This is a genomic window from uncultured Roseibium sp. (assembly GCF_963675095.2).
In the GTDB taxonomy this organism is placed as follows: domain Bacteria; phylum Pseudomonadota; class Alphaproteobacteria; order Rhizobiales; family Stappiaceae; genus Roseibium.
Genome location: NZ_CAXXSJ010000029.1, coordinates 144,878 through 164,473, shown reverse-complemented (window position 1 = coordinate 164,473; position 19,596 = coordinate 144,878). Strand labels below are relative to the sequence as shown.

Genomic DNA, 19,596 nt, shown 5'->3' with positions numbered 1-19,596 from the left:
CGGCCAACCTTTCATTTTGGACGTCATCCTGCCGTCTTTCGATCAATTTCGATGAGCAGGATAGCACATGCACTTTCCGGACTTTACCCGAACCAGCGCTTGAGCCAGCGGCGGAAGTCGGAGGTTGCGGTCGTGACGTTCTCTTTGACCCTTGAATGGGCCTGATCGGCGTTCTCGCCTACGTCGTCGATGAAGGTGTCGATGTTATCGACGATGGGGTCGACGCGTAAGCGTTTGAACATGGCGAGCGCGCGAACCGCGACAAACAGGATGGCGGCGACCACGATGAAGAACAGGATATTGAACCAGGGGATGAGGAACACATCCGGTCCTGCGACTTGCCTGATCGAGATGGCGTTCGGAAAAATCGTGAACAGCTTGATCCGCCAGCCATAGTGGGTCACGGCGACCCAGACATCGCCGTCCTTCTTGGCGAGATCCTGGGCCTGTGCGGTGATGTTGCTGCTGTCGAACTTGAAATAGGGCGGCCAGCCCCAGTCGGTGTCCTCGTTCCGGTAGACGCTTGGTTTTCCGTCCGGCCAGACCGTGTTGATGAAGCGGACGTCGCGGGTCCAGTTGGTGTTGGTGCCCGCGTCCGGTGCCGCCCAGAACCACGAGGACGATCCGATATCCATGCGCTTCACGTCCGTCCCGACGATGCGGACGATGTCCCGGCTGGGCAGCGTGTAATGGGCAAAGGCGAGAAGGATCAGGACGAGCGGGATGCCGATAATCCACTTGATCACTTTCATCGATCGCCCTCCTCATCGTCATAGCGGTCCTGATCCCCGTCGCTCGGGATCCGGCCCCAGGGGCCGACATTCCGGCCAAGGCCGAGGTCGACATAATCGGCGTCCATCGCCGGTTCGGGACCGAACAGTTCTGCGCGCGTGCCGACCTTGTCGACCATGTATTCCTCGGCCAGGAACCTGGCGACATAGGTCCTCTTCTGGTCCTGCCAGGTCTTGTAGGCAGCGTAGAACGCATCCTTGTGGCAGATGAACAGCTGGCGGAAATCGAGTGGTGTCAGTTGCGCGAGCAGCATGTTCACCAGATCCCGGTCCGCATGGTTCTGAGATCTCAGCAAATAGAAATAGGCCGGATCGGTCACCGGCACCTTCGGCAGCTTTCCGCCCGCTTTCAGGCCCAGCCAGACCTGTCTGAGCGAATGGTATTCGTCCGGCATCCGATCATGATACTTGCGCGTCAGGTTGCGCAGGTCGCGGCGTGAGACATGGGAAAGGTCCTCGCCTGCATTTGCCGCCGTATCTATGGCGATGAAGTCGAGCTTCTGCTTGATGATGCTCAGGCTGTTCGGGACCCACTTGTTCGTCAGGGGTTCGACCAGTCCGTTGACGGACAGGAAAGCGGCAACGGCCACTGGATCCGTCAGACTGAAGGTTTCGTTGACGGGGAGGTCGTCTCCGGGCTTGTCTGCCCACACGGAAATGCAGGCCGGCTGGCTGACGTCCTGGAAGACGTAGAGCCCGCCGAAATGACTGGTGTAGAAGTTTTTCTGGGTGAAGCTCTGGGGTGTCAGCTTGATCGGCGAGCGAACGATATCGCCGGTCTGCCGGGCGAGCTGAATCATTTCAGAGATTAATACATCGTCCCACCAGGCGTCCTCTTCTTCCATGAAGCGGTCGATCTTGCCCGTCAATTCGCTGCTTGCCTCGGCATGTCCCCCGAGTGTGTCCGCCTCGACAACGATATCGCGAATGTAAAACAGGTTTTTCGGCTCCTTCAGGACGAGAACCGAATTGACCAGCTCGCCGACCACCACGTCCCGGGCCGTCAGGACAAACAGCTGCTCTTCGTTCTGGTCGATGTAGCCGCGGATGATCGTGCGGGAGGTCGAGAACCGCGCATTCAGAAGAGGGCCGGTCTTCTGCTCCGGCGACAGCAGGATGAACTGACGATTGCAGCCATTCGGGTTGAGGTAATGGATGTCGTCCAGCTCATCGCCGATTTCCGGCGAGAACCCGGAAATGTCGATGTGGAATTCGGTCAGTTCGGTGCGGCGGCCCGTAAGGTGTTCCATGGCCCGGTTGTACCGCTCCACCATGGCCGGCGAACTGACCCGATAGAGGTTGCCGTACATCAGGCCATTTTTGACAAGCCTCATCATGAGCGGCCGGCTTCCATGTAGCGGCGCTTGGCTTCTTCCATCCGCCGCATTTCGCGAACGGCGTTTTCAATGGCCACTTCGTCCGACTTGTCGGCATAGCGGAACTCGCTGTCCGCATAGCGGTTGATTTCCTGAATGACCATGTCCACCGTGATCGGCCGGGCAAGATCCGCGATCATGGCCTTCTTGGTGTCGTAATCCTTGAACAGGAACAGGTCCGGGTCTTCCATCCACGCGTCGGGAAGTTCGAAGTCCATCGCGCGGACCTTGACGGCATCGGTGATGTTCTTGATGGCGCGTCCGGTAAAGCGCTCGTCCGCTTCCTGAATGGCCTTCAGATAGGTGCCGAGCTTCGCGATCGTGTCGAGGTCGCCGATGTCTGCGCGCACCTTCTCGAACACCCGGATCAGGCCGTCTTCCTGGGGGCGGGCGTGTTTGTCATAGGAGGCCGCGACGGCCTTCTTGATGGCCTGCGCTTCGAAGAGATCATGATCGCCGACCGGGATCGAATGGTTCTTGCCCATGAGCAGGTGCAGGATGTCGATATAGTCCTCGCGCGACTGCGGACCGTCGACAAGGAACCGGGCGCCGGCGCGCTGGCGCAGGGCGTCGTCCACATTCTCCGGATAGTTGGAGAACATGCCGAAGGTGCAGTTGCCGCGCACGACGGTGTTGGCGCCGGCAAAGCTCTCCATCAGGACGGCGGTGATTTCCAGCTGGCCCGCGGAGGACTGCCGGTCGCCGCGCTTGCCTGCCAACTGGTCGATATCGTCGATCGTGCCGAAGCCGATGACATTGGGATCGATGATGTTGCGGATGAAGGCCTTGGCATTCTGTCCGGATTTGCCCTGATAGCTGTCGATGTTGTCCGTCGACAGGTTCTGGTAGCGGAAGGCGTAACCGGCGTTGTTGCAATACTCGCTGATCAGGCCCGCCATCATCTGGATCAGGGTGGTCTTGCCCGTCCCGGGCTTGCCGTCGCCCATGAAGGTGAAGATGAAGCCGCCAAGCTCGGCAAACGGGTTCAGCTTGCGCTGGAAATCATAGGCCATCAGCATCTTGGCCAGCTTCATGGCCTGATACTTGGCAATGTGGTTGCCGACCACTTCCTCCGGCTTCTTGAACGCCATGGTCAGCGTCGTCGACTTCGCCCGTGCTGCCGGCGTGAACCCGGTGATGTCGAAGTTGTCGGCCTCGACCCTATAATGAGCCGCGTTGAATGCATCGAGATGGGCCGCACTTTCCGCCCTGAGGGCGACCTTTTCCATGATCTGCTCGCAGGCGGAGCGGATCACGGCCACCAGTTCGGCGTCATTGGACACGCCGGCGGCAATTTCCTGATCCAGTTCCCACAGGACGCCGTGAAGGGCGAGCTGGTCGTTGTCGATCAGGATTTCCTCGATGTCGCCGCTTTGCGTTTCCGTTTCGTGTGTTTCGCTGACAAGCTCGGCCAGAAGGAAGTCGCTCATGTTGGCAAAGACATGCAGCACGATCAGTGCGGAGGCTTTCAGGAGATCCTGAAACCGGGTCTTCTCGGACGGGTCCAGCGTTCGGGCGAGGTTCTTGCGCTTGAGATCGGCCAGTCCGGACTGTTCGGCAAACTGGTCGGAGGCAACCTGCGCGACCGAAAGGGAGCGCCGCAGCGCCCGCAGCACACTGGCCTGAACGGGCGTGGTCAGGACATCCTCATCGCTCTCCAGAATGCGGTTCGCCAGCTGCACGCCTTCCGGCCGTGCCGTGGAGCGCGTGACCAGGCCCGGCGTCGTCGAGCGGAACCGCCGCCGGGTTCCAAGCCCGGGTGAGCGTTCCTCAACGCGGTCCGGCTCCGTCTTGCGGGCAATGCGGGGCGTGTGGTCGAATCCTTCCAGCATGGCCTCGGCCTGCGCATATTGCGCGCGGATCCGGTCTTCCTTCAGTTCCATGAGATCGGTGGAAAGTGTCACGTGCTGAAACCTACTTGTAACTGATAATCTTGCCGGCAGGGCTCACGGCATATTTGCGGATGTTGGAAAACCCTGCAGGACTGCGCTCCGCCAGGATCTGATAGGGGCGCTGGGGCAGGATGATCGAGCGCTGCTGGTGGCTGTGGCCGGCGGCATCCTGCGGATTGTCGGCCTGCACGGCAAACGGGTCCAATTGATAGACCTGCCGTTCCACGGTGCTGAAAAATCCGGCGGATTCCTGGGTGACCGAAGCCGAATGAAGGGTTTCCGTCGTCCAGGCCAGGGCCCAGTCCTCGCCCGGCGTACCGGCCGCCTGGGCCAGGACATCGCGTAGCGGGCCCGACTGCCGGGTATAGGCATGGCTGTACATCGGGCCGACGTAGAACCGTCTCAGACGCTTGGGATGCAGGTCGTCGAAATCCCGGTCGAAGCCGCCGGCAATCGACACGAGTTTCAGCCCGGCGGAGGATTGCGCCATCAGATGGCTTTGCGCCCGGGGCCAGCGGCGGTGGTCATGGGCCAAGGGGGTCCTGCCGCTGTCTTCCACATCCATTACGTAGATCAGCGGGATGTTCTGCTGGCTGTCATAGACCGCCCAGTGAATGCGGTAGCTTCGCCGGTCGGGATTGTCGTCTTCCGCCCAGATGATCCGCGGGTCGTTCCTGGCCCAGAAAATCGGACCGCTTGCGATCTTCTGGTAGTAGCGGCGCTGTGAGGCCGCGAACTGCAGGTTCAGCGGTACGGTCTGTTCCCGCAGGATATGGTTGACCATGGCCTGCTTGAGGTCCTTCATGGAGGGAAGGGACATCATGTGGTTGGGAACCTGCATGGCGTCATTCGCCATTTGCAGGATTTCCTGAAAGATCGGGAAACCGCTTTCATGCAGGTCGATGGTCAGCTGATCGGGCATCATGCCCGATACCCGGCTGGCCAGCAGATACTTGAAGGACAGTGCCGAAAACGTTCCGGCAAGCGCCGTCAGATACTCCTGCAGGATCGGGATTTCGCTTTCCAGCGCGGTGTCTTCCGATACCACGCTGTCCGCGACCGCCCGAAGATGAGAGATGATGCGCTCGAACTTGGTGAAGTAGCGCCGTGTTTCATGCGCTTCTTCCAGCTTGCGATGGTCCAGGGTCAGGTCCAAGGCTTACCCCTCAAGAGCCGTAGGCGTTCTTGTCGTGCTTTTCGACGATCTTCTCGAAGCGGCGGGCAAAGCGTTCGTCTGACTTGGCCTTTTCTTCCAGGACCTTTCGGGCAAAGACCATGTGGTCTTCATGAGCTTCCATCATGTCGGCCATGCGCTGGTTCGTGGCAGAGCCGATCGCGGCCATGGCGGACTGGGCTTCCTTGTCCGTTGCGACACCGATCTCGTTGATCTTGTGCGCGACGTCCTGCTGCTGGGCGGTCTTCAGCGACTTGACGAGGGCATCGTAGAGAACGACGCGCTGCTTGGTGTCCGTCTGCAGCTTGTTGATCAGCACCATCTGGGTTGCGGCCTGGTTCTGCAGGCTGTCGACCCAGGTCTTGCCCTTTTCGATATAGCGCTCCAGCGTCTGGCTTTCGGCGAGCTTGACCTGCTCTTCCTGGGCGAGGCGATTGTAGTCCGCATTCTTTGCCGCCAGTTCGCTTTCCAGCTTGGTGCGGGCCGCGGCATCCGTTTCCATCGAGATCTTGTTTTCCAGGGCGATGATTTCCGGATCCATCGCCACGAGCTGCTGCTTGATGCCTTCCAGGGTTGCCACGGCCTGTTCGCGTTGGGTCAGGGTATCCGAAAGATTGCCTTCCACACGCTTGCTGTGGTCGTTCAGCGTCGCAAGCTGCTCCTGCAGCAACTGGCCGATGACGTTCGACTTGGAAATCAGGTCCTGCAGCTTGTCGTCGATGCTGGCGGCGCGCATGCGTTCCTGGCGAATGCTGTCGGAGCGCGCTTTCGAGAAGATGCCGATAAAGGATTCCCAGCCGGTCTTCGACCGCATGGCGTCGAAATCCTTGGAGAAATCGGCGGTGACATCGTCGAGGCCCATGATCAATTCGGCAATGTTCGCGCCCATCAGCTCGGTGTGTGCGTGCACATCCTCAAGGGTCGCATTCTCGATGTCGACCGAGATATCCTGGCCGGTCTTGAGCTTGGTATGCGCCGCCTCGATCTTGCCGGTCAGCTCGTCAATTTTCTGCCGGGCAGCAGCAACGTCTTGCTTCGATTTTTCGATTTGCGCATTGAAATTGGTCATTGAGAGATCCTGAAAGTCCTTGAACCATGTATAGAAAATTTAGCGGTGATTTCGTGAATTACAACTGTTATGCGGCGAATATGGAAGATGTAGAGAATGGGTTGTCGGGTGGTTGAGGGGCGTCCTTTTAAGGGCCCCGCTCCGACTTTGCCGTATATCCAGGTATCGTCAGATATGACAGGCCTGCGTGTCTGAATCGTGTCCAAGGCCAAAAGTAAATTGGGAGGCTGCAAGTGCAGCAAGCGTCTTCATACGAAAATGGACGTGCCGAAAACTTTGTCGGGCGCAGGCTGACGATGCAAAGCCGGTTGACGCGGCCATCAGCCTGCCAAGCCAATCGTTCAAGGCGTTGCGAAATTCTGGCTGCGGAGGGGGCGACCCACCGCCAACCCGGACAATGAGGCCGCCGGGATTGCACGATGCCTTCGGCGAGCAGAGCAGCGGATAGATGATCCGACTGCAGCCGGATGCTCCTACCAATGCTTCTGCATCAGAATGATCAATCAGCTTTGAGCGCAATAATGTCCGCTTCGCGTTAGGAAGACGCGAATGTGACCTTCACGCCGCGCTGGCGGAAGTAGGCCTGCAGCAGCTTTCGGCCGGAGCGGTTGTTCTGGGCGAGCCTGGTCGGGTCGAGGACAGCCTCTTTCATGCCCTCGCGCTTCAAGGCGTCCTTGAGCTCCGCGATATGCAGATCAATGTCCTGATTGTCCGCCTCGAGGGATTGATAAATGCGGTTCGTTGCATCCGCTACGGTCAGTTCGCTCACTGGTGACTTCCTGATGATGTTTTGCTGGCGCTTATCACATTTTCAGGCCGGATAGCAAAAAGTGTCGATGCGGACACACCGGATCGGCTTTGAAGGCCTTACAGACTTGTGCACCGTCGCTCGAAATCAGCGATAGCTGTTTTCCAGAGGCACGGAATGATGCGGGGGTTCAGCGAGACCGGACTGCTGCTGAAAGGCGCGACCCGCCAATATTGGGAGCGCTAAGGCAGCATGCTTGGGTCAACGAGGACAATATTCCGGTGTTCAGACCGGTACGGTCACCGGGTCGTATTTGAGCAATCCCCGGTCGACCGCGGTCCTTCGAGGAATTCTGGGATCTTGCAGCGCCCGGCCTTCTTCCAGGGACATCAACTGCACGCCGTTGCCGCGCTCCTTTCGCGCGCCTTCGTAGCGCACGAGCGCTTCTTTTACGCTGTTGGAGGCCGCGAAGGCGCGTGCCAGCAGCATGCTGTCCTCGATAGCGAGGCAGGCGCCCTGTCCGAGGAAGGGGGTCATGGGGTGGGCCGCGTCGCCGAGCATTCCCACCCGGTCCGTCGTCCATGTCGCCAGCGGTTCGCGGTCCCTGAGCCCCCATTTGAAAAGCCCGCCCTCGGGAATGTTCCCGATCATCTCCATGAGGTGGGGCGCGAAGTCAGCATAGGCGTTCGCGAATTCTTCATTCGTTGCGGGGATCGCCCAGCCTTCTTCCTCCCATTCCGTCGCCTGCCCGCATCCGATGATGTTCATGATGCGGCCGCCGCGCAACGGGTAGTGAAGGATGTATCGCTGCGGACCGGCATACATGCCCTGTCCGATTTCGTTGACGCGGTCCGGCACTTCGCTCGCCGGGAGGAGGGCGCGGAAGGCAACCTGCCCGTTGAACGTCGTTGCCACGCCAGGGAACAGGAGCGCGCGAATGGCCGAGGCGTTCCCGTCCGCGCCGATGAGCGCATCGCCGCTGTCTTCCGCTCCGTTTGCGAAGCGGACCGTGACACCGGTTTCGGTCTCGTCTAGGCCGACGAATTCATGTCCGGGGTGAAGCGCTTCCGCGTCATTCGCCGCCACGGCGTTCATGAGGAGGGAATGCAGATCCGCGCGGTGGACCTGTAGCGTGGCGAACCCGTATTTTTCGCGAATCCCGGCATTCGGGTGTTCCCGAAGGATCTCGCCGGTCGTGTAGTTGCAGGTGTACATGATCGGGACGCAGGATGAACGTTGCTCGAGTTCCTCATCGACGCCCAGATCGTGGAGCGCGCGGCGCGCGTTGGCGGTGACGATCAGGCCCGCTCCGAGTTCGCGAATTTCCTGCGCGCGCTCGTAGACGACGACCTTGAACCCCCTGCGTTGAAGACCCAGAGCCGCCGCGAGCCCGCCGATCCCGGCGCCGATGACAATGATTTTGTTCGCGTACACGTCTTTCTCCACCCGGTCGATGCAGGAGGGCCAGTCGTAAGTCACCTCATATTATCATTGCGGAGACCGGCGTCTTTTCACCGGCTGCAAGGGTTTGCGCCTCAGTGCAATCGAAGGACGGCTCGTGAAACGTTCGGCAGGAGCCGCTTCCGTTTCGTGCCTTGGACCGAAGATCAGCCTGCCGCGTCGTCGCAAGAAATGGCCTTGGAACGCACAGCACGCCGCGTGGTTTCTGTCGGTGTCTCGCGAAAACGAATGCGGTAATCGCGGGAAAACTGGCTCGGGTTTTCATAGCCGCAATCGAGGGCAATCCCGGTGACAGGCATGGCTTTGTTCGCCGGTGCCTGAAGCAGCGCCTGGCGCGCGAGGTTGAGGCGGATCTCCTTCAGATAGGCCATCGGTGTCGTATCCCGGAACTTTCGAAACCCGAGATAGACGGACCTTGCACTCACGCCTGCCGCCCGGACCATGTCCTGGATGTCGATCTGTTCCCGGGCGTGGTCTCGGATGAAAGTCTCGACCCGGCGAACATAATATGGAGCGGCGGATCGGGCGGGCACGGGCAATTGCCTGCCGCTGTGACTGTTCGGAATGGACTGAAGCAGTAGATGCAGGAGAATTTGCTCGGCATGGTCCGCACTTGGACCTGTCAGAAACGGTGTCGGCTCCTGCAGATCGTTGTAGATCATCAGAATGTGGTGCCAGAGCGTCGGCACGCGTTCCAGGTCGATCACCTGGATCGTGTCGAAGTCCAGGGGACGAGCTCCCAAGGCGCCCATCGTCTGGGCGGCCAGGCGCTCAAGAGCGCGGCGGCTGAGCCGGAAGGCCATGAGCTGGGTCGGCCCGCCCCAGTCCTTGCGCGTTACCGCGCGCGCCTCCTGCAGAACCAACTGGGCGCTTCGCACCTCGACCCGCGTGGTGCACTGCTGGTACAGGGCGGAGCCTTGCAAGAGGACCTGGACATAGATCAGGTCCGGGTCGGCGTTCATCTCGATCCGGTATCCGGCTTCGCTGTCGATGTTGACGGCGGTGACGAGGCTCTCACCAAGCAGCCGTGCTTTCGAACTGTACCGGCGAAACCGCTCGTTGTGGGGAACCGACAGCTGAAAGAGCCCCTTGCTCGATTTCTCAAGGTGGTCTTGAGCGATGCGATAATCGCCGGTTACGAAGTGCGGTTTCGAAAACGGGCTCCAGCCCGAGCGGCCGAAGCCCGCAAGATCGATATCTCCCGATGCGGCCACGGCGGTTCCCTCCCATGTGTCGCACTTTTTCCCACACTATAGGATCGGTTCTGATAGCCGATCAACCGCGCGCTAAAGACCCGCGATCGTCATGTCATGAAGAGCTTGAGGAAGGAGGCGTCAGGCCTTCGGAATTGAACAGCTAATGGCAGCGGGCGACGGAAATCGGCTGATGCTAAGGCGGCGTGATCAGTGAGGGATTGGACGTCAGCAGGGACATGAAGGCATCCACAACAGGGGAGCGGTGATGGTTTGCCCGGGCGTAGATGTAGAATTCTCGCTCGATCCGGGTGCCGGTCACCTCCCGGAATTTCACCGAAAACTGGTCTTCGAAGATCCGTGCGTATTTCGGGGCCGCCGTGATGCCCATGCCGTTGCCGACAAAGGCGAGGGCGGTCGTCAGGTAGCGGACGCTGGTCATGCGGGTCTTGGGGATGGGCAGGCTGGTCCAGATCGAACGCTCGAGATAAAGCGTGAAATCGTCCGAATACTGGATCCAGTTCTCGCGGGTGAGCTGGTCCCAGGTGATCTCCCCGGCATTGGCGAGCCCGAGGGAGCGCGGCAGGACAACCTGGATCGGCTCCTTCCACAGAAGCTCTGACGAAATGCCTTCCGGTGTCGGGCGCTGAGGCCCGATCCCGATCTCCGCTTCATTGTCGGTGATGGCGCTGACGATGCGATCGCCTGTCGTGTCCATGACCCGAAGGCTGACATCCGGATAGAGCTGGGTGAATCTGGCAATGACGGGCGGCAGCCAGGAGCAGGCCAGCATTTGCGGAACGGCGATGCGCAGCGTTCCGCGCTTCAGCGCCTTCAGGTCCGCGGCACCTTCGTAAACCTGTTGCAGGTCCTCCAGGATGCGCGCCGTGACGGGAAGCATGTGCTTTCCGACCTCCGTCAGCCGGGCGCTGCGCTGAACCCGGTCGAACAGAGCCATGCCGTATTCCGTTTCAAGCTGACGGATCAGCATGCTGACGGCCGACTGTGTCAGGCCCATGTTTTGGGCGGCAAGCGTGAAGCTCTGCGTTTTGGCGACCTCATGAAAAGCGCGGAGCTGGCGCAGTGTGACATTCATAAGATAACCTGATGCAATTAGCAGAAAAATTCATTTGTCTGATATCATGTGCTGAAACAGAATGCACATAGGGAAAATGCTTACAAAATAGATTTTGGCGGGTGTCTTGCATATAGCAGTTATCGGAACCGGGGTGGTGGGAGCCTGCACGGCAGCATGGCTCCAGCGGGACGGTCACAGGATTACCTTCATCGATCCGCTCGAGGCCGGTGAGGCCTGTTCCTTCGGCAATGCGGGCTCCTTGTCACCCAGCGCCTGCCTGCCGGTCGGAATGCCGGGCATGTGGCGCAATGTGCCCAAATGGTTGCTCGATCCGGAAGGTCCGCTGGTCATCAGGGCCCATTACCTGCCGCGTATTCTGCCCTGGCTGATGCATTTCATGCGGGCTTCGACCGAAAAGGAAGTGACCCGGATCGCCGGCGCGGTCCGTGATCTTCTGCGCCCGGTCTTTGAGTGTTACGAGCCACTCCTTCAGCGGGCAGGGGGATCGTCCCTGATCCGCCGAAACGGCTGTCTTTATGTCTATTCCTCCAGGGAAGCGGCGCAGCGCTGGAAGTGGGGCATGGACCTGAGACGCAGCCTCGGGGTCGAGATGCAGGAGGTCGACAGCGACGAGCTGGCAGACCTGGAACCGGCTTTGAAGGGCCTGTTCCGGTTCGGACAGTTCGCGCCGGACAATGGCTCCACACCGGATCCCTCGGCCCTTGTCAAAGCGATCTACAATCAGGCGATCAAGGACGGCGCCACGCACAAGAAGACCCTGGTTACGGACTTTGAGATCAAGGACGGATGCGTCGACAGGATCGTGCTCGACAATGGCGAGCGGCTCGAGGTCGACGGCGTGGTCGTGGCCGCGGGCGCGTGGTCGGCGAAACTCTCCAGAAAACTGGGGGCGCGGGTGCCGCTGGAAAGCCAGCGCGGTTACCACGTCACGGTCAAGGACCCGAACGTTCATCTTGAGCGCAACGTGATGGCGGTCGAGCACAACATGATGGTCAATCCGATGACGTCCGGTCTGCGGCTTGCCGGCACCGTGGAGTTTGCCGGTTTGACCGCAGAGCCGCGCTATAGCCGGTCTGAGGCCCTGTTCCGCAAGGGGCAGGAACTGTTTCCCGGTCTTGAAGGGTCCGAAAAGTCCTACTGGATGGGGCACCGGCCCTGTCTTCCGGACAGCCTTCCGGTCATCGGCAAGGCGCCCAGGGCGGAAAACGTCTTTCTCGGTTTCGGTCACGGGCATGTCGGCATGTGTGGCGGCGCCAGCACGGGCCGGGAAATTGCGCATCTTGTCTCCGGCCGGGAGACAGAGATCGATCTCAGCCCCTTCAGTCCCACCAGATTTCAATAAGAAACCTAGAATCCATAGGCCAGAATCCAGAGGAAGGTGTACTCATGAAATATGGAATTGATCGCAGAAATCTCTGCAAGGCGGGTCTCGGTCTCGTGGCCGCCGCCGGTCTGGCAAGCGGTCTCGTAGCGCCTGCGCTCGCGGCCGATGCCTATCCCGACAAGCCGATCACACTCGTGGTGCCGTTCCCTCCGGGCGGTTCTACGGACCTTCTGGCGCGTCAGATCGGCGAAGCGATTTCCGGTCCGCTCGGTCAACCGGTCGTCGTTGAAAACCGCGGCGGTGCCGGCGGTACTGTAGGCGCGAACTATGTCGCCAAGTCCGATCCCGATGGCTACACGCTGCTGATGGGCGTGACAGGCTCCAACGCCATCAGTGCGGCCTTGCGCAATGACCTGCCTTACGATCCGGTAACCGACTTCGATCCGGTCTCTATCGTGATCGCAGCGCCGCTGGCGCTGGTCGTGAACGCCGACAGCGACTACACCTCGGTCGAGGATGTGATCGTCTACGCCAAGGAAAATCCGGAAACCTTCACGCACGGAACGCCCGGCGTCGGCACTTCCATGCACATGACCGGTGAGCTCTTCGGCCTGGAAACGGACACCAAGCTCCTGCATGTGCCTTACAAGGGCAGTGCCCAGGCGCTTCAGGATCTGCTCGGCGGACAGCTCGACGGCATGTTCGGCGACATTCTGGTGACCTCCGAATACGTCAAGACGGGACGGCTTCGTGCCCTCGGCGTAACCTCGACCCAGCGTCATTACCTGCTGCCGGATGTTCCGACCATTGCCGAAGCCGGTGTCCCGGGGTTCGCCGCCTTCTCCTGGCAGGGTGTTTTCGCCTCGGCAGGTACGCCGAAGCCGATTCTGGAGACGCTTTATGCCGAAATCAACACGGCGCTCCAGTCCGACAAGCTTCAGGCCTTCTTCAAGGAAAAGGGCTTCCTCGTAGAAAGCAAGACGCCGGAAGACTCCAAAGCCTTCATCGCAAGCGAAGTGAAGAAGTGGAAGGGCGTGGTCGACGCTGCCGGCCTCGCCCCGAAATGATTTTGTTGCAGCCTGGCGTGCTCTACAGACCCACCTGATGGCATGCCCTGCCGGTGAGCGGTCCGTTCAGGACCGCTCACTTCAGATTTTCGAGTGAAATATGACACTTCACACACCGACAAGAGACTATTCGGCGGCTGCAGTCGTGACGGCCTTCGGCGTTGGACTGGCGGCACTTTCGAGCACCTATCCGCTCGGCAGCATGCTGCGGCCCGGGCCGGGGTTCTTTCCGTTGGTGGTGGGACTACTGATCGCCGGTCTTGGCATCGTGATCGCGGTCGAGACATGGTTCGGTACACGATATGCGGACGAAGGTCCCCCGGATGAGGGAACGCCCGCTCCGGCCCGGTTCGCCATTCGTCCCGTTCTTGCGGTCTTTGTCGGCATGATTGCCTTCGCGCTTCTTGTGGATCGCGCCGGCTATGTGGCTGCCAGCATCGCACTTGTCTTCATTTCGGCGCTGGGCGAGCCACGGAGCAACTGGTTGACCGTGGCCGCTGTCGCGGCCTTCATGGCGCTTTTCGGTGTTCTTCTCTTCATTTGGGGGCTTGGTCTCCCAGTCAACGCATTCGGTCCGAGATGAGTGATTTCGCCGCCAATATCATGATCGGTCTGGGCAAGGCGCTGAGTGGCGAGTCCCTGCTCTTCTGCTTCATCGGCGTGACCGTGGGTACGGTCGTCGGGGTCTTGCCGGGGATCGGTCCCCTGGCGGCGATCTCGCTGGCGCTGCCGATGACCTATTATCTCGATCCCACAGCCGCGCTGATCATGCTGGCCGGGATCTTTTACGGAGCTCAGTACGGTGGCTCCACGGCGTCGATCCTGTTGAACCTGCCTGGCACGGCCACGGCGGCGATCACCTGCCTTGACGGCTATCCGCTGGCGCAGAAAGGGAAGGCGCCGCTTGCGCTGTTCGTGACGGCGATCAACTCCTTCATCGGCTCGTCCTTCGCCATTGTCCTGGTCATGGGGTTTGCTCCGCTGATTGCGGAACTGGCGCTGGAATTCTCATCGGCTGAGTATTTCTCCGTCATGCTGCTTGGCCTGATCGCAGCGTCGACGATGACCGCAGGCTCTCCCTTCAAGGGGCTTGCCATGGTCATCTTCGGCATTGCGCTTGGTCTTGTCGGTACCGACGTGAACACGGGCATGTTCCGCTTCAATTTCGGTATTCTGGAACTGGCAGACGGCTTCAGCCTCGTCGCGCTCGCCATGGGTCTTTTCGGTGTGGCCGAGATCATCGGCAACATCGGCAGCCCGCAGGGAACGCCCATGAAGCTGGGGCATATCCGTTTCAAGGAGATGTGGCCGAGCAAGCCGGAGTGGAAAAAGATCTGGGCTCCGACCTTGCGGGGTTCGGTCATCGGTTCTTTTGTCGGCGCGCTTCCCGGAACGGGTCCGGGGATTGCGTCCCTGATGGCCTATGCGACCGAAAAACGGCTTTCAAAAAACCCGGAGGAATTCGGCAAGGGCGCGCTGGAAGGCATATCCGCGCCGGAAGCGGCCAATAACGCCTCGGTCCAGGCCGCCTTCATTCCAACCCTCAGCCTCGGCATTCCGGGCGATGCGGTGGTCGCCGTCCTGCTCGGTGCCATGATCCTGCATGGCATCACGCCGGGCCCGAACCTGATCAACGAGCAGCCTGAAATGTTCTGGGGGCTGATCATCAGTTTCTGGGTCGGCAACCTGATGCTGCTGGTTCTGAACATTCCCCTGATCGGGCTTTGGGTGAAGCTGCTCTCGATCCCTTACAACATCCTGTATCCGGCGATCCTGGTGTTCATCTGCGTCGGCGTCTATTCCTCCGACAACAACGCCTTCGACGTCTTCGTCGTGCTCGGCTTCGGGGTCGTGGGCTACCTGATGCGGATCTTCGACTATCCGGCCATGCCGGTGCTGCTGGGGTTCATTCTGGGACCGCTTCTGGAAGAGCATTTCCGGCGTGCGTTGCTGCTCTCCCGGGGCCATTTGACGACGTTCGTCGACAGGCCGATCAGCCTGGCCTTTCTGTTGCTGGGCTTTGCATTCCTCGCCGCAGCCTTCCTGCCGAGCCTGCGTAAAAAGGTGACCGGGGACTAAGCCCGGTCGCCATGCATTCTTTGCAAAGATATCAGTCTGCGGTGCCGTAACCGGCGCCGCCGCAGCTTTCCACGATCAGCCGGTCACCGGAATTCAGCGTGAAGGCGGAGCGGGCGGTGAGGGAAATGGTCTCGCCATCCGCGCGCAGGATCGTTGCCGCCGACGGCTCAGGACTGCCGCCGCCCAAAAGGCCTTGCGGGACGCGGGCAAAGCGTTCACCACGAAGGGAAACTGAAACACCGTCGGTCAGGGCAAGATATTCCCGCCGGATGCCATTGCCGCCCGGATATTTGCCGGAGCCGCCGGAGCCTTCGCGGATGCGCGCGGACAGAAGCCGGATCGGGGCGATCTCTTCGAGCGCTTCCCCTGGCATGTTCATGGCGTTGCCGACGTCGGTCGACACGGCATCCGCTCCTTTCGAGAAAGGTCCGCCGCCTGCTCCGCCTGCGATGATTTCCGTCGTCACGAAGCGGTTGCCGTCCGGCCAGCTACCTGAAAAGGCAAGCACATAGGACATGCCGGAATTGGCTGCGGGCATCTTGTCCGGGGCGGCTTTTGACAGGGCCTGCAGCACGGCGGAGGTGATGCAGCGCACCATGTTCATGCGGGCATTCACCGGCGCAGGCACGGACGCATTGACGACGCTTGCCTCGGGAAGATGAAGCTCGATCCGGCGGAGCACGCCACCGTTGCGGAACAGCGTTGACGGCGCAAGGCTCAAGACCGCGTAAAGCAAGGCCGACAGCGGGCCGGAACGCACACAGTTGATCGGCGCGTTCACCTGGGCCGACGACCCTGCAAAGTCCGCTTTGAGGTGTCCGGCGTCGAAGGATACGGACACGTGGGCCTCGATCGGCGGCAGGTTTGGCGTCGGGTCCAATCCGTCAATGCCCTGATACGGACCGGGGGGGATGGATTGAAACAATCGGCTGATCTGCTCTTCACCATGATCGAGGCAGGCATGGGTGGCCGTGATGAAGGCCTCAGTTCCGAGTTCGCCGGCGATCGTCTGGAGAGAGCGGGCGGCGTGTCCGGCGGACGCGATCTGGGCGGCGATGTCTCCGAGGACGGTGTCCGGCGCGCGGGAGTTCAGACGGATCAGGTCTTCCGCTTCCCGAAGGATCTTTCCGTCCTGCGCCAGGCGGCTTGGCGGGAAACGCAAGCCTTCCTGGTAGATGTCGGTTGCGTCCGGCGGCACGGAGCCGGGGCGCATGCCGCCCACATCCTGGTGATGCAGAATGCTGGCGGCAAAGGCGATCCGCTGGCCTTTAAAGAAGACGGGAACCAGAACCGTGATGTCGGGAAGGTGCGTGCCGCCGGCGAAGGGGTCGTTCATGAAGAACATGTCGCCTTCGTTCATGTCCTCTGCCGGGTAGCGCGCAAGAATGGCTTTTACCGATCCCGGAAGGGCGCCCAGAAGAAGAGGGATGGCATCGGAGAGCGCAAGCAATTCCCCCTTGGCGGTAAACAGGGCACAGGAGGCATCGGCGCCTTCGCGCACCACCGGCGAAACGGCCGTCCGAAACAGGATTTCCTGCATGCCCTGTGCGACGGCATCGAAACGCATCTGCAGGGTTTCAAGCCTGGATCGGGCGATGGTTCGATCCGCGTTCATGCCTCAGCCCTCGTCATTGCGTAGCCACCCTGGACGGCCGAGAGAACCCAGCCTTCCGGAATCCACAGCGTTCCGCCGTCGGAGGCAATCATGCCGGAGGATGCCTCGGGAAGCGCCGGCTCCGGCCGCTGGGTGAACAGATCGGCCGGAACATGAGAGAGCGTCATGGCAAAGACATGTCCGCTTCCCGGCGGGGCGATGCCGAACCGGTCTGCGTATTGTGTGGCAAAAGCCGAAACGAGGACCTGCGGGTCGTCGCTCGGTTGGGTAAGGGTGACTTCGAACGGGTGCATGAAGGGCGTTGCCGCCATCTCCACGCTTAAGCTCTCGGTAAAGCGCGCGCTGTCGAGCGGAGGCAAGGCATCGCGTAATGTGTTCAACCGGTCAGCCAGGCCGGATTGCCCCAGAGCCAAGGCAGTGGCACCGACCCTAAGTCGGCTTGATACATTGGGTCCCATGGTGAGCATGCCGAGTGCACCTGCGACCGCCGGTGCTTCAGGCGCCAGTATCTTCGTGATGCCAAGTCGTTCGGCAATGCCCGCCCCAAGAACCGCGCCGAGGCCGCCCATCCCGACGAATACCGCTCTCGACGGATCGACATTGCGTTTCACGGAGAACTTCAGAAGCGCGGACGCAACCTGCTGCTCCGCGGCGGCAACAATGGCATCGGCCGTGGCGTCGGTTGAGAGACCGAGACCTTCTCCGAGGGTGTCGAGAAAGATCTTCGTATCCGGCGCGGCACGCACCGGTATCCGCTCCAGCCAGGCCAGACAATCGCGCAGGGTCAGGGAAGGGGTTTCTGAGGGGCGATCAAAAACGATACCGCCGATGCCGTCAAGGACGGGGCAGGCAAGGCCGCCAAGATCGAGGTTGTGCACATCGGTCATGGCTTGGCGGATCGGCACGCCGGCGAATTCGGACTGCCGAGTGAATGTGGGGGCGCCATCTTTGATGAGCGTCATGTCCGTCGTCGTGGAGCCGATGTCCACGGCAAGGGCAAGCGGTGTTTTGGACGCGTCTGAAAGCCAGGCCGCATGGCGGGCTGCCGCCGCCGGTCCGCTGATCAGGAGTGCGCTGGATCGGGTTTTTGCGACCGCAGGCGTCAGAAGCCTGCCCGTGCCGTCGGCAAACTGCAGCTTTTCGGTGAAGCCACGCTGTGCAAGGCCGGTCTCGAGGGCCGCCATCGTTCGTGCCTCCATCGGCCTGAGGCAGGCTTCCAGGCAGGTGGAAACGGTGCGCTCGAACTCGCGCGGGTTCGGGTCAATCTCGTGAGACAGGATGACCGGGACATCCGGCAGCGCCTTTTCGATACATTCCCTCAGGCGGAGTTCATGATCGGGATTGAGGTAGGAATAGAGCAGGCAGACGGCGACTGCGTCATAGCCTTTAGGCCCAAGCGTTCTCACAAGCTCGGAAGCGCCGTTTTCCGGCAGTGGGTCGATCTCCTTCCCCTCAGCATCCAAGCGCCCGGCAATCTCATGAATATCCAGGCGGTCAACCAGGAACGTCGGTGAGGCGAGCCTTGCGATCGGATCGTAAAGGTCGCGCCGGTTCTGGCGCCCGAGATAGAGCGTATCCGCGAAGCCCGTGGTGGTCACAAGGGCGATACGGCCACAACGCCTTGCAAGCAGCGCATTGATCGCGCCGGTCGAGCCGATGCGGATGTCGCTCAGATCCGGGACGGGAATGCCTGCGCTCTGGGAGAAGTCGTCGATGGCGGACAGAATGGCCCGGGCAGGATCGCTTGACCCGACGGGGCGCTTCAACGTCTTGAGGGTGTCTTCCCCTTCGAAAGCAAGGTCGACGAACTCGGATCCGATATCGATGGCAAGACCGCTCATGCCGCTCGTTCCGGCCAGGTGACCCCGATCGGCGCTTCAAGCGGCAGAAAGACAGCATCTTCCTCGCCATCCACCGTGCGCCACATGGCGGAGGCAAACAGCGTCTGCCGGTCAAGGGCGACGATGCCGTGATGCCAGACACCCGGATTGTAGATGACGATATCCGTTCCCGAGGCAATGAACGCTTTCGGTGGAATATGAGGCGCCGGCTTTTCCGGCCAGACGACGACGAGATAACGGTCCGCTGCAAAAGGCATGAACAGCTGGCTTGAATGGGGGTGGTGTTCGGCCTGCGTCATGTGCAAGCGTCCCTGTTCCGGCGCGACATCGTAAAAGTCGAGAGCGTAACTGACCGCCTTTTCATCATGGTCGCATTGCACCGGCGTCTTCGTCAGCAGCACGGAGCCATCGCGGATGGACTTGGTCACTCCTTGGCCGCTGCGGGCGAGGTGACCGTATGGCGCAAAGGCCTCTGCGGAAATCGGCACGGCCTCGATCATGACTGAGGAGCCTTCTGCTTCACCCGCTTCTTGTAGGCCAGGGCATTCATGTCCCTGATATCGACGCTGATGGCATCTATCTCCGGGAACAGCTCGACCAGCGCGGCCCGGCAGGCAATCCCCAGCGCTTCCTTCTGGTTCGGTGTCCGGCCTTCCAGAAGGGAAACGGTCAGATGCAGAAAGCTGTCAGAGCCGTCGTTGAGCTGGAAGTCGCGGTAAGGAACCGCGCGCAGTTTGATGTCCTCGCGTTTCATGACGCCGGCACCGACGGCAGCCCTGCACAAGGCCTCGAAGGTTTCGGAGAAGCCGGTGGAGGGTGCTGCCGGTTCGGAATACTCGATGACGAAATGAGGCATGGTTCAGAATA

Annotated in this window: 17 protein-coding genes; 4 read left to right on the top strand and 13 right to left on the bottom strand. The window is 60.7% G+C overall.

Translation table 11 applies throughout. The annotated features are described in order from the left end of the window. Positions 1-83: 83 nt before the first annotated feature. From ABIN98_RS11905 to ABIN98_RS11865, 9 genes are all read right to left on the bottom strand, one after another. Positions 84-752, bottom strand: coding sequence for a DUF1523 family protein (locus tag ABIN98_RS11905; protein ID WP_346910223.1), 669 nt, complete (start codon positions 750-752; stop codon positions 84-86). After that, a complete protein-coding gene (locus ABIN98_RS11900) occupies positions 749-2,128 on the bottom strand; it encodes a DUF6638 family protein (protein ID WP_346910222.1) in 1,380 nt (459 codons plus the stop codon). The genes ABIN98_RS11905 and ABIN98_RS11900 overlap by 4 nt, the downstream gene beginning before the upstream one ends. Then, on the bottom strand, positions 2,125-4,071 hold the full coding sequence (locus tag ABIN98_RS11895; protein ID WP_346910220.1) for an ATP-binding protein: 1,947 nt from the start codon (positions 4,069-4,071) through the stop codon (positions 2,125-2,127). Before ABIN98_RS11895 ends, ABIN98_RS11900 begins: the two co-directional genes overlap by 4 nt. A 10-nt stretch (positions 4,072-4,081) precedes the next feature. Then, positions 4,082-5,215: a hypothetical protein gene (locus ABIN98_RS11890; RefSeq protein ID WP_346910218.1), complete on the bottom strand. Its 1,134-nt coding sequence runs from the start codon at positions 5,213-5,215 to the stop codon at positions 4,082-4,084. Positions 5,216-5,225: 10 nt separating this feature from the next. Beyond that, a complete protein-coding gene (locus ABIN98_RS11885; protein ID WP_346910216.1) occupies positions 5,226-6,302 on the bottom strand; it encodes a hypothetical protein in 1,077 nt (358 codons plus the stop codon). A 535-nt stretch (positions 6,303-6,837) separates the two neighbouring features. Then, positions 6,838-7,071: a hypothetical protein gene (locus ABIN98_RS11880; protein WP_346910215.1), complete on the bottom strand. Its 234-nt coding sequence runs from the start codon at positions 7,069-7,071 to the stop codon at positions 6,838-6,840. 264 nt (positions 7,072-7,335) lie between these two features. Then, the gene (locus tag ABIN98_RS11875) at positions 7,336-8,484 is read right to left on the bottom strand and encodes an FAD-dependent monooxygenase (protein WP_346910213.1); all 1,149 of its coding nucleotides are present in this window, start codon (positions 8,482-8,484) and stop codon (positions 7,336-7,338) included. 173 nt (positions 8,485-8,657) lie between these two features. Continuing rightward, positions 8,658-9,725, bottom strand: coding sequence for an AraC family transcriptional regulator (locus ABIN98_RS11870; protein WP_346910211.1), 1,068 nt, complete (start codon positions 9,723-9,725; stop codon positions 8,658-8,660). Between the two features lie 175 nt (positions 9,726-9,900). Next, a complete protein-coding gene (locus ABIN98_RS11865) occupies positions 9,901-10,800 on the bottom strand; it encodes a LysR family transcriptional regulator (protein ID WP_346910210.1) in 900 nt (299 codons plus the stop codon). A 94-nt stretch (positions 10,801-10,894) separates the two neighbouring features. On the opposite strand from ABIN98_RS11865, the gene ABIN98_RS11860 reads away from it, so the two are divergent. The 4 genes from ABIN98_RS11860 (at position 10,895) to ABIN98_RS11845 (ending at position 15,273) form a co-directional block, all read left to right on the top strand. Further along, positions 10,895-12,145, top strand: a complete 1,251-nt coding sequence (locus ABIN98_RS11860) for an NAD(P)/FAD-dependent oxidoreductase (RefSeq protein WP_394701488.1) — start codon at positions 10,895-10,897, stop codon at positions 12,143-12,145. A 44-nt stretch (positions 12,146-12,189) separates the two neighbouring features. Then, the gene (locus ABIN98_RS11855; RefSeq protein WP_346910206.1) at positions 12,190-13,194 is read left to right on the top strand and encodes a tripartite tricarboxylate transporter substrate binding protein; all 1,005 of its coding nucleotides are present in this window, start codon (positions 12,190-12,192) and stop codon (positions 13,192-13,194) included. A gap of 100 nt (positions 13,195-13,294) precedes the next feature. After that, a complete protein-coding gene (locus ABIN98_RS11850) occupies positions 13,295-13,777 on the top strand; it encodes a tripartite tricarboxylate transporter TctB family protein (RefSeq protein ID WP_346910204.1) in 483 nt (160 codons plus the stop codon). Then, positions 13,774-15,273, top strand: coding sequence for a tripartite tricarboxylate transporter permease (locus ABIN98_RS11845; RefSeq protein ID WP_346910202.1), 1,500 nt, complete (start codon positions 13,774-13,776; stop codon positions 15,271-15,273). The genes ABIN98_RS11850 and ABIN98_RS11845 overlap by 4 nt, the downstream gene beginning before the upstream one ends. A gap of 31 nt (positions 15,274-15,304) precedes the next feature. On the opposite strand, the gene ABIN98_RS11840 is transcribed toward ABIN98_RS11845, so the two are convergent. Genes ABIN98_RS11840 through ABIN98_RS11825 form a run of 4 tightly spaced genes read right to left on the bottom strand, consistent with a single transcriptional unit; the run spans position 15,305 to position 19,585 of the window. Next, positions 15,305-16,888 carry a hydantoinase B/oxoprolinase family protein gene (locus tag ABIN98_RS11840; RefSeq protein WP_346910200.1) on the bottom strand — a complete coding sequence of 528 codons (1,584 nt, stop codon included), beginning with the start codon at positions 16,886-16,888 and terminating at the stop codon, positions 15,305-15,307. After that, on the bottom strand, positions 16,885-18,729 hold the full coding sequence (locus ABIN98_RS11835) for a hydantoinase/oxoprolinase family protein (protein ID WP_346910199.1): 1,845 nt from the start codon (positions 18,727-18,729) through the stop codon (positions 16,885-16,887). The genes ABIN98_RS11840 and ABIN98_RS11835 overlap by 4 nt, the downstream gene beginning before the upstream one ends. Continuing rightward, positions 18,726-19,229, bottom strand: coding sequence for an ureidoglycolate lyase (locus tag ABIN98_RS11830; protein ID WP_346910197.1), 504 nt, complete (start codon positions 19,227-19,229; stop codon positions 18,726-18,728). Before ABIN98_RS11830 ends, ABIN98_RS11835 begins: the two co-directional genes overlap by 4 nt. Beyond that, positions 19,226-19,585: a 5-carboxymethyl-2-hydroxymuconate isomerase gene (locus ABIN98_RS11825; protein ID WP_346910195.1), complete on the bottom strand. Its 360-nt coding sequence runs from the start codon at positions 19,583-19,585 to the stop codon at positions 19,226-19,228. Before ABIN98_RS11825 ends, ABIN98_RS11830 begins: the two co-directional genes overlap by 4 nt. Positions 19,586-19,596 lie beyond the last annotated feature (11 nt).